The sequence below is a fragment of the Pedobacter sp. Leaf250 genome (assembly GCF_920984735.1).
In the GTDB taxonomy this organism is placed as follows: domain Bacteria; phylum Bacteroidota; class Bacteroidia; order Sphingobacteriales; family Sphingobacteriaceae; genus Pedobacter.
The window spans coordinates 166,182-175,888 of sequence record NZ_CAKLBU010000012.1; the positions used below are offsets into that span (position 1 = coordinate 166,182).

Annotated in this window: 9 protein-coding genes and 1 riboswitch; of the genes, 5 read left to right on the top strand and 4 right to left on the bottom strand. The window is 36.7% G+C overall.

All coding sequences use genetic code 11. The annotated features are described in order from the left end of the window. Positions 1-110: 110 nt before the first annotated feature. On the bottom strand, positions 111-1,169 hold the full coding sequence (gene metX, locus LUA91_RS12715; protein WP_231426430.1) for a homoserine O-acetyltransferase: 1,059 nt from the start codon (positions 1,167-1,169) through the stop codon (positions 111-113). A gap of 32 nt (positions 1,170-1,201) precedes the next feature. After that, the gene (locus tag LUA91_RS12720; RefSeq protein WP_231426431.1) at positions 1,202-2,533 is read right to left on the bottom strand and encodes an O-acetylhomoserine aminocarboxypropyltransferase/cysteine synthase family protein; all 1,332 of its coding nucleotides are present in this window, start codon (positions 2,531-2,533) and stop codon (positions 1,202-1,204) included. Between the two features lie 293 nt (positions 2,534-2,826). Next, positions 2,827-2,937: riboswitch (SAM riboswitch) on the bottom strand. A 193-nt stretch (positions 2,938-3,130) separates the two neighbouring features. Here LUA91_RS12720 and LUA91_RS12725 point away from each other — a divergent pair. Then, complete coding sequence (locus LUA91_RS12725) at positions 3,131-4,138, top strand: hypothetical protein (RefSeq protein ID WP_231426432.1); 1,008 nt, start codon at positions 3,131-3,133, stop codon at positions 4,136-4,138. A 254-nt stretch (positions 4,139-4,392) separates the two neighbouring features. Here LUA91_RS12725 and LUA91_RS12730 read toward each other — a convergent pair whose 3' ends face one another. Further along, positions 4,393-5,508 (bottom strand): PLP-dependent aspartate aminotransferase family protein, encoded by a 1,116-nt coding sequence (locus LUA91_RS12730; RefSeq protein ID WP_231426433.1) that lies wholly within the window; start codon positions 5,506-5,508, stop codon positions 4,393-4,395. Between the two features lie 123 nt (positions 5,509-5,631). Here LUA91_RS12730 and LUA91_RS12735 point away from each other — a divergent pair, with 123 nt between their 5' ends. The 4 genes from LUA91_RS12735 to LUA91_RS12750 all read left to right on the top strand — a co-directional run bounded on the left by LUA91_RS12735 (position 5,632) and on the right by LUA91_RS12750 (position 9,038). Further along, complete coding sequence (locus LUA91_RS12735) at positions 5,632-6,126, top strand: hypothetical protein (protein ID WP_225872404.1); 495 nt, start codon at positions 5,632-5,634, stop codon at positions 6,124-6,126. A gap of 213 nt (positions 6,127-6,339) precedes the next feature. Then, entirely contained in the window at positions 6,340-7,533 is a 1,194-nt protein-coding gene (mqnE, locus tag LUA91_RS12740) for an aminofutalosine synthase MqnE (RefSeq protein WP_231426434.1), read from the top strand. A 94-nt stretch (positions 7,534-7,627) separates the two neighbouring features. Further along, positions 7,628-8,251 (top strand): histidine phosphatase family protein, encoded by a 624-nt coding sequence (locus LUA91_RS12745; protein WP_231426435.1) that lies wholly within the window; start codon positions 7,628-7,630, stop codon positions 8,249-8,251. Between the two features lie 46 nt (positions 8,252-8,297). Continuing rightward, positions 8,298-9,038, top strand: coding sequence for a menaquinone biosynthetic enzyme MqnA/MqnD family protein (locus tag LUA91_RS12750; RefSeq protein WP_231426436.1), 741 nt, complete (start codon positions 8,298-8,300; stop codon positions 9,036-9,038). Between the two features lie 68 nt (positions 9,039-9,106). Here the strand turns inward: LUA91_RS12750 and LUA91_RS12755 are convergent, their stop codons facing one another. Next, the gene (locus LUA91_RS12755; RefSeq protein ID WP_231426437.1) at positions 9,107-9,421 is read right to left on the bottom strand and encodes an HPF/RaiA family ribosome-associated protein; all 315 of its coding nucleotides are present in this window, start codon (positions 9,419-9,421) and stop codon (positions 9,107-9,109) included. Positions 9,422-9,707: the final 286 nt, after the last annotated feature.

The window sequence follows — 9,707 nt, forward strand, 5'->3', positions numbered from 1 at the left end:
TTAGGTTCGTTATTTAAGTGAGTAAGTGTTCTGTGGCTGATTGATTATTTTTTATTTCTTTTTGCCTTGGGTTTTTACCTTAAACCTTCGGCCTCTTAACCCTCAACCTTTCAGGCTGTGTGCTGCAGCTTGATAATCTTTTTGTTTCTGCTTTCTTTTATAAAATTTCCGATGATGTTTGTCAATGCATTTGTTTCAATTAAAAAACCATCGTGGCCGTATTCAGAATGGATTGCTGCAAACTCTGCATCTTTAATATGATCAGCCAAATATTTCTGCTCCGAAATTGGGAACAAGAAATCATTTTCAATTCCAATAACCAAAGTGTTTGCTTTAATTAATCTTAAAGCTTCTGCAATTGATTTTCGGTTACGTCCAACATTATGACTATCCATTGCTTTAGTTAAATAATAATAACTATAAGCATTAAAGCGATTTATCAATTTCTCTCCCTGATAGTTTTGGTATGATGATGCCCTAAAATGATCCGTTTTATCGTTCACGCTTTCTACTTGAGTATTGCCATAAGCATTGTAGGTCCTGTAACTAAGAAGTGCAATGCTGCGAGCAGTTTTTAAACCTTTGCTACCACCATTGGGCTGATTTGCATAAAACGTTCGATCAGTAGTAATGGCTAAACGCTGACTTTCGTTAAAAGCGATTCCCCATGGAGAATGAACAGCATTAGTAGCAACTAATATCAGGTTTTCTATTCTGTTAGGTTCAGTAATTCCCCATTCAACAGCTTGTTGACCGCCCAATGATCCGCCAATCAATAATTTGATATTTCCAATACCTAATGAATTGGCCAATAGCTGATGTGCCGAAACAAAATCGCGAATAGTAAACTGTGGAAATGATAAATAATATGGTAAGCCGTTTACAGGATTTGTACTCAAAGGATTAGTTGTTCCGTAATTAGAGCCCAAAACATTTGCACAAACGATATAATGTTCTTGTGGATTAAACAATGCATTTTGCCCGAACAAACCTTCCCACCATTCAAAAACATCGGCATTTGCAGTTAGTGCATGGCAAACCCAAATTACATTGTCTTTATTGGCATTTAACTTTCCAAAAGTTTGATAAGCGATTTGTAGGTTACGGATTTTCTTCCCGTTTTCTAATTTAAATTGTTTGGGATAACTGTATGTTGATGCTGTGCTCATTATAAATTGTAGTGTTGTAATTAAAATCTGGCTTAGGCTTGTAAACTTTCCGCATTTGCGTGATCGCCGATGGCAGCAAAGGCTTGCTCGAAATCTGCTTTAATATCGTCGATGTGCTCAATTCCTACTGAAACCCTTAGCGCATTTGGTTTTACGCCTGCAGCCAACTGTTCTGCTTCACTTAATTGTTGGTGAGTAGTTGCCGACGGCTGAATAATTAACGTTTTGGCATCACCCACATTTGCCAGGTGAGAAACCAGTTTTAAATGATCAATTACTTGTGTAGCGTTTTCTTTTGTTCCATTTAATTCGAAAGATAAAACACCACCAAAACCATTACTTAGGTACTTTTTCGCTAGATTATTATACTTACTGCTGGCCAAACCTGGATAATGGACTTCTTTAATCAACGGATGGTTTTCTAACCAAGTTGCCAATTCCAAAGCATTATCTACATGACGTTGTACACGAAGTGATAAAGTTTCCAAACCTTGCAATAAAAGAAATGAATTGAATGGTGAAAGGGCAGGGCCTAGATCTCTTAAACCTTCTACACGTGCTCTAATGATAAACTGAATATTGCCAAATGGGCCACCAATACCGAAAACATCATTAAAAACCAAACCATGATAACCTTCGGATGGCTCTGTAAATTGAGGGAATTTTCCATTGCCCCAATTATAATTTCCGCCATCAACAATTACACCGCCAATGCTGGTTCCATGCCCACCAATCCACTTGGTTGCAGATTCTACAATAATGTTAGCGCCATGTTCTAATGGTTTAAATAAATATCCGCCGGCACCAAAAGTATTATCCACTATAAAAGGAATATCGTATTTTTTCGCGATTGCCGCAATTTTCTCAAAATCAGGAATACTGAAAGCAGGGTTTCCGATAGTTTCTAAATAGATAGCTTTTGTTTTCTCCGTGATTTTTTGTTCGAATTCTTCCGGTACATCAGGGTTTGCAAAATCAACGTGAATGCCTAAACGCTTAAAAGCTACTTTGAACTGATTGTAAGTTCCACCATAAATATGCGATGATGAAACAATACTATCGCCAGCTTCCAGGATATTATGCAAGGCGATAAATTGTGCTGCCTGTCCTGATGCCGTTGCTAAAGCCGCAACTCCACCTTCTAATGCAGCAATTCTTTTTTCAAAAACATCGGTCGTTGGATTCATTAACCGTGTATAAATATTTCCGAACTCTTTTAAGGCAAATAAGTTTGCACCGTGTTCTGCACTATTAAAACCGTAAGAGGTTGTTTGGTAAATTGGAACTGCTCTTGAGCCTGTTGTTGGATCTATTTCCTGACCAGCATGTAGTTGTAGTGTTTCAAATTTATATGAAGTTGACATAATTCTAAATGATTGATTGAGTGAATGTTGAATGCTTTAATTCTCAGATTCTGATTATAAAATCTTATAATCCTAAAATCAAGATAATCTTATTAGGGCGTATCCCGGTTTATCGGGACCTTCCAATTTGAAAAAAACAAAAGAGGAAGATTTTAAATTACTGTATGCAGCAGCACATACAAGTAATCGCCTGCATATCACAACAAATAAATGAAATAGAAGAGTTTTCTACCTGTTTAAGGTTTAGATTAGGCTCGCTTTGCGATTGAAGATTTAATATTTTCATCAGTTCTAATTTATATCTCCAAATAACACCCTGTTACTTGGTCAGGAATTGGCACCTTCTCTTTCTGAGGGTTGCCAGTGGGTCACGGAGCCAGTCTCTCGCCACTTCTTTATAAATCAATCCGATTAAGATTGACTTTTATTTAGTTGTTTACCAAATAATATTTCAAATGTCTGAATTATATTTTAAACAACAAAATTTAATTTTGAATTTTTGCTAAATGCCTGGAAAACAAATCCATTTTTTAAATAGAAAAACTAAAAACTTAACTTTAGGTTCAAAACTTATATGTTTGTGATAACGATCCAATCATGATGAAAAAAATTAAATCTATAACCCTGGCTTTGCTTATTGCAATTTCTGGACTAACAGCTCAAGCCCAATTCGGCGGATTAAAAGACAAGTTATTAAAAGTTGGAACAGCTCAGGGCGCTAAGGCCTTGGGTGTTGATAAATTCCTAAAGCAACCTGCAGCAATAACAACTTCATTTGAAGACGTTAATCGCGAGGGAGAAAAAATGCCTGATTTCAATGCGAGCGCAAAATATCAGCCTCTGTATTTATTGCCCAAAAACCCTGATGGCGGTTACGTTTTATGTGAAGGTTTTTACGAAATGACTAATAAAAGCTACTGCTTAAAAGCTGGGACTTTTGCACCATCAAAAGGCGATGGTTATATGTTTGCACCTGTTTTAGGTCCGAAAGAAGAAATTGTGGTCTCTGTTTTAAAAAGCGCAGAGAAACATCCGGATGTAGAGCAACATAATATTCAGGTTTTGCTGTGGACGATTATCGCCCGAACAAAATTTGCCGATTACGCAGGGACGGTGAAGTTAACTGCCCTAAAACTTTTAACGCCAAAGCAATTAACTCAATTAGAGGGTGGTGCATTGGGCGTTTTACCTTTTGATGTGATGGAAAAAGCAAAAGACCAGCTTCCTTCTGGGATTAAAGCAGTTTTTGAGGCCGAAAATAATATTCGTCAACTGGTTTCTTCTGGCAATTACACTTACGCAGATATGGAAAAATATGCTATTATTGCGGGTATGGCGCCACCAAGAGCCGATGTGCCAAGTGGTATCTGGACGAAACATCCTGATGGATATTATGTTCGTTATTTCCCCTCAGGATATTCGATTACCAAAGTGCAGGTTTATGTTCCTAAAGAATTATTAGCCAACGGAAATAAGTTAATTTACGATGCCGCAGGTGATATTGCTTGTCCTGCAAATACAGGTTCGCAGCGTTTAGCACAAACCAACGAGCCGCTCAATGCAAATTATTCTGCGAAGTTGGTCACGGTTTGTAATACGAAGTAGATTTTGAAAATGAACGGGTTTGTAATTCTTAGGGGTTTGCAGTCCCGCTTTTTGCTGTAGCCCCGATAAAAAAAAATCGGGGGCTGCCGCTGCAATCGGGTTTAAAAACATATGGTAGTCCACATAACGATTAGCCACTCGTAATTGCGAGGTTATTACTCGGCGGTCGTCATTGCGAGGCACGAAGCAATCTTAAAACTATGGATTGTATCGAATAAATAAGATTGCTTCGTGCCTCGCAATGACGTGTTGAACTATCCCAACGCTTGTTCTAAATCAGCAATAATATCATCTATATGTTCCAAGCCAACAGAAATCCTCAGCAGGTTTTTAGGAGTTTTACTATCAGGTCCTTCAACCGAATAACGGTGCTCAATTAAACTTTCAACACCACCCAAACTTGTTGCCTGGGCAAATAATTTAACTTTATTAACTACTCTGCTGGTTTCCTCTACATCGCCCTTAACTAAAAACGACATCATTCCGCCAAAATCTTTCATTTGTTTTTTGGCAATTTCATGTTGAGGGTGGCTTTCCAATCCTGGAAAGAAAACCGCCTCCACTTTTGGATGATTAACCAAATATTGAGCAACTAATTTCCCGTTTTCGCAATGGCCTTTCATACGGTAGGCCAAAGTTTTGATGCTTCTGCAAAGCAAATAGCAATCAAATGGCGATGGAACTGCGCCACCTGTTTGTTGTATGTTTTTGATTCTTTCCCAAAGTTTATCCTTTTTAGCGGTTACTAAAATACCACCTAACACATCGCTGTGGCCACCTAAATATTTTGTGCTGCTATGCATTACAATATCAGCACCTAATAAAATTGGATTTTGTAAAATAGGAGAGGCAAAAGTGCTATCGCAAGCAAATGTAATATTGTTTTGTTTCGCAATCTTCCCGATTTCTTCTATATCAGTAACCTTTAATAATGGGTTTGAAGGGGTTTCAATCCAGATTAGTCTGGTGTTAGGCTTAATGCTCGATTTGATCAAATCCAAATCCGTTTGATCAACAAAATCAAATTCTAAGGTTTCATTAAAAATCGTTAACAATTGCTTTTTTATTCCCCAATACATATCATCGGGGGCAATAATGTGGCTGCCCGGTTTTAGGGCCTGAAACAAACTCATTCCACAATTATTTCCGGAGGCAAAAGCAGCCGCATCTTCTCCGTATTCTAATTTAGCTACAGTGTTTTCTAAAGCAGACCTGTTTGGGTTACTCACGCGACTATACATATGCCCACCAGGATAACCTCCCAGTTCATCACGAAAAAAAGTTGTAGATAGATTTATAGGTGGTGTAACATCGCCTGTGGCATTTTTAACAAGATTAGAGGCGTGAATAGCAAGGGTTTCTGGCTTCATGATGATTTATGTCTACTTGTGGTAAATCGCAACGCAATTTAATAATTTGGCGCTAATTTAAGGTTCGTAATTGTTTTGGCAAGATTTATGTAATCAGTTTCCCGAAAATTAATTTAAACTGAAATGAAAAGATTATTTATAGCTATCGCAATAGCATGTTCTACCTTAGTAATGTTACAAAGTTGTAATACGGCAAAAAGAGTAACTGCAGGTGTAACGGGTAGCAGAGGTACAGTTGTTCGCGAATGGGTAGTAAGCAATGTTGCTTTAGAGGGGTTGCCTGATGGCGCTGTTCAAGGTTTGTTTGGCGAAAAATCATATAAATGTTTCCAAGGCAGTACCTGGAATTTAACAAACAGCGGTAACGGTTCTTATACTTTACCTGCATCAAGTACATGTGGTTCGGTAATGCAGACTATTTTCTGGTCAGCTGCTCCGAAAGAAGAAACTTTTCAATTCAAGAAAATATACGAAGGTGATAAAGCTAAAAACGTTACTGAAGGTTACCGTTTAGTTTTAACAGAACTTTCGAGCACGCAAATGGTTATGAAATCTCCGATTGAGTTTGGTGGTAAAACAGCAAACATCATTTTAACTTTCGTACCTGCCGCAAGATAATTTCATCTACCTATGGAATACAACGCGAAAGCGCTTCTGAAAAGAGGTGCTTTTTTTGTTTAGTTCATTTGTTCAATAGTTCATTCGTATCATTGGTTATGGCGCCTAACCTAATTTACTAATTAACCAATGGCAGGTGAACTATTCGTTTGTTACAAGAAAATGATTTTCAAATCGCCCCAATATTGTATTTTTGTTCAAAATAAATCAGGAATGAATACAACTGAACAGGTTGAAAAAATATTAGCTGATACTTCATTATCAACTGAATTACAAAACATAGCACATAAAGTCTTTAATAAGGAGCGTATTACTTTTGATGAGGGTGTGCATCTTTACGAGCATGCAGAATTAGGTTATCTGGGTGTCTTAGCAAATTTCATTCGCGAAGAGAAGCATGGTGATATAACTTATTTCAATCGCAATTTCCACTTAGAGCCAACAAATCTTTGTGTTTATGATTGTAAATTTTGTTCATATTCCCGATTAATTAAACAGAAAGAGGAAGGGTGGGCGCTAACAATGGAGCAAATGCTCGATATCGTTAAAAAATATGACGATGAGCCAGTAACCGAAGTTCACATTGTTGGTGGCGTATTGCCGCAATATGATGTTGCATTTTATTCTGCTTTGTTTACAGCAATAAGAGAACATCGTCCTGATTTACATGTTAAAGCTTTAACACCAGTTGAATACCATTACATTTTCAAGAAAGCTAAAATTGATTATGCTACAGGCATGAAATTAATGAAAGAAGCTGGCTTACAATCGATGCCTGGAGGCGGTGCGGAGATCTTTTATCCTGAAATTCGTGAGCAGATTGCCAAAGATAAATGTACTGGCGAACAATGGTTAGCCATACATGAGGAGTGGCATAAACTAGGTATGAGAAGTAATGCAACAATGCTTTATGGTCATATTGAAAAGTTCTGGCATCGTGTAGATCACATGGAAAAACTTCGTGAATTACAGGATAAAACCGGAGGTTTCCAAACTTTTATTCCTTTAAAATTCCGTAACCAAAATAATCAAATGAGTAATGTAGCTGAATCTTCTGTTATTGAAGATTTGAGAAATTATGCCATTGCTCGAATTTACATGGATAACTTTGATCACATTAAAGCTTATTGGGCAATGATTAGTCGCGAGACAGCTCAATTATCTTTAAATTATGGTGTAGATGATATAGACGGAACTTTAGATGATACCACGAAAATTTACTCAATGGCTGGTGCTGAAGAGCAAACGCCTGCAATGAGTACCCGCGAATTGGTTAACTTAATTAAACAGGTTGGCCGAAAAGCAATAGAACGCGATACCTTATATAATGTAGTTACTGACTTTGAAAATGTTGTTTTTGAGGAAGAAAAGAAGCCGCAATATTATAAGTTGCCTGTCGTAAATTAATGATAGAATGAGTAAATGACAGAATGGGTGAATTAATGCAATACGCTTATTAACATTCAATCATTCAAAAATTAATCATTCAATAATTTTAAAAATGAAACACATTTATATTATCCGCCACGGCGAAACGGAACTTAACAGGCAAGGAATAGTACAAGGTAGAGGTATAAATTCTGACTTAAATGATACTGGCAGAGCACAGGCTGAGGCTTTCTATCAAAAATACAAAGACATTCCTTTTGATAAAATTTACACATCAGATTTAAAACGCACCTGGCAGACCGTTCAAAAATTTATTGATTCAGGTTTACCTTGGGAGAAACTTTCAGGTTTGGATGAATTAGCATGGGGTATTTGGGAAGGAAAACCCAATTCAGAAAATGCTCGTGATGCTTTTCGTGATATGTTAAAATCCTGGGAAGATGGAGATTACACCGCTCATTTTGAGGGAGGCGAAAGTGTCCAGGATGTATACGAGCGGTTGAAGACGCCAATGGAAGTTTTATCTACCCGACCAGAAGAAGAAACTGTTTTACTTTGTATGCATGGTAGAGCAATGCGTGTTTTCCTTTGCTTACTGCTTGATAAGTCTTTAAGTGAAATGACTGAATTTCCACACCAAAATACAGTTTTATATAAGTTGGGTTTTGAGGATGGACAGTTTACCATTCTTGAATTTAATAGTGCCGTTCATTTAGATGGTTTAGTGATCGGGTAACCACCAACTCGCAATGACGGAAACATTTAAAAAACAATAAAACACCTTGAGTAAGATTAAAATATCGGCTGTTGCGTATACCAACACCAAAGCTTTTATATACGGATTAGAACATTCGGATATCATTAATAAAATTGATTTAAGTTTAGATATTCCTTCAGATTGTGCTGCCAAAGTAATTAATGGAGAGGCAGATATGGGTTTAATGCCTGTAGCTGCAATTCCACTGGTACCGAATGCAAATATTGTTGCAGATTATTGTATTGGTAGTGATGGAGCAGTAAATTCAGTATTTATATTTAGCGACGTTCCTGTTAAGGAAATTAAAACTTTACGACTGGATTCGCATTCCAGAACTTCGAATAATTTAGCCAAAGTTTTACTTAAGTTTTATTGGAAACAGGAAGTAGAATTTACTACGGATCTTAATGCTAAAACTGATGCAATTGTGCTAATTGGCGACAGAACTTTCGGTAGGAAAGACAACTTTGCCTTTGCTTATGATCTGGGCCAGGAATGGAAAAACTTTACTGGTTTACCATTTATGTATGCTGCATGGGTTGCAAACAAGGAAATTTCTCAAGAGTTTAAAATCGAATTTAATGCTGCCTTAAAATTTGGCTTAGACCATCGGCAAGATGTATTATTGAAATTGCCTAGAGTCGAGAATTTTGATCTGGAAGATTATTTATATCATAAACTCCAATTCGAAGTTACGGAAGATAGAAAAAAAGCCTTAAAGATGTTTTTGGAATATATCGAAATTCTAGAAAAAGAAACAGTTTAAATGATCTTCAATTTGTTTAAAAAGAGTATTACAAAAAAGGCAATCCGGTTCAGGATTGCCTTTTGCTTTTAGTGTGATTTTAGTTTCCCAGCTATGGTTTCTAATTTGCTTTTTAGTTTGCCAATTGCACCATGAAGGGCTAGATCATAGTTATTGCCAAGATTTGTTACCGCAATAGGTTCTTTACCAGAAATTCTGGCTTCTAATAAACAACGTTTGTCGTCTAAACCATCTTTGCTACCATTTTCATCTGACAAATGAACTTCCAAACGGGTAATCAAATCATCAAATCTGGACAAACCATCATTAATGGCACCTTTAATTTTATCTTCGTATTCCTGATGTATGGTTAAATTCTTGTCGGTATTTAGCTGAATCGTCATAATTAAAATATTAGGTTAAACTATATAAGAATAACAGCCAGAACGAATAAACGTTTTAAAAATGGAGCTCGAAATTTTTAAGCGACTGGATATGAGCATACTTTGTTTTTAAACCTCCTATGAATAAAACCCTTTTCAAGTAGCTTTGGAAGCTTTTTCTTTTTTTATGGGCAAAAGATGTTCCCTGCCCTGAGAATTGGCGGTTTCTATTTATTTAAATTAACACCTCTCAGAAGCTTTCTTTTTTATAAAAATATTAAAAACTTAGCTATATCCTCCTATTAGC

Excerpts from the sequence above, each read along its gene's own strand:
- LUA91_RS12735 (WP_225872404.1), top strand. The coding sequence starts at position 5,632 with ATGAAAAGATTATTTATAGCTATCGCAATAGCATGTTCTACCTTAGTA.
- LUA91_RS12725 (WP_231426432.1), top strand. The coding sequence starts at position 3,131 with ATGATGAAAAAAATTAAATCTATAACCCTGGCTTTGCTTATTGCAATT.
- LUA91_RS12720 (WP_231426431.1), bottom strand. The coding sequence starts at position 2,533 with ATGTCAACTTCATATAAATTTGAAACACTACAACTACATGCTGGTCAG.
- LUA91_RS12745 (WP_231426435.1), top strand. The coding sequence starts at position 7,628 with ATGAAACACATTTATATTATCCGCCACGGCGAAACGGAACTTAACAGG.
- LUA91_RS12755 (WP_231426437.1), bottom strand. The coding sequence starts at position 9,421 with ATGACGATTCAGCTAAATACCGACAAGAATTTAACCATACATCAGGAA.
- mqnE (WP_231426434.1), top strand. The coding sequence starts at position 6,340 with ATGAATACAACTGAACAGGTTGAAAAAATATTAGCTGATACTTCATTA.
- metX (WP_231426430.1), bottom strand. The coding sequence starts at position 1,169 with ATGAGCACAGCATCAACATACAGTTATCCCAAACAATTTAAATTAGAA.
- LUA91_RS12730 (WP_231426433.1), bottom strand. The coding sequence starts at position 5,508 with ATGAAGCCAGAAACCCTTGCTATTCACGCCTCTAATCTTGTTAAAAAT.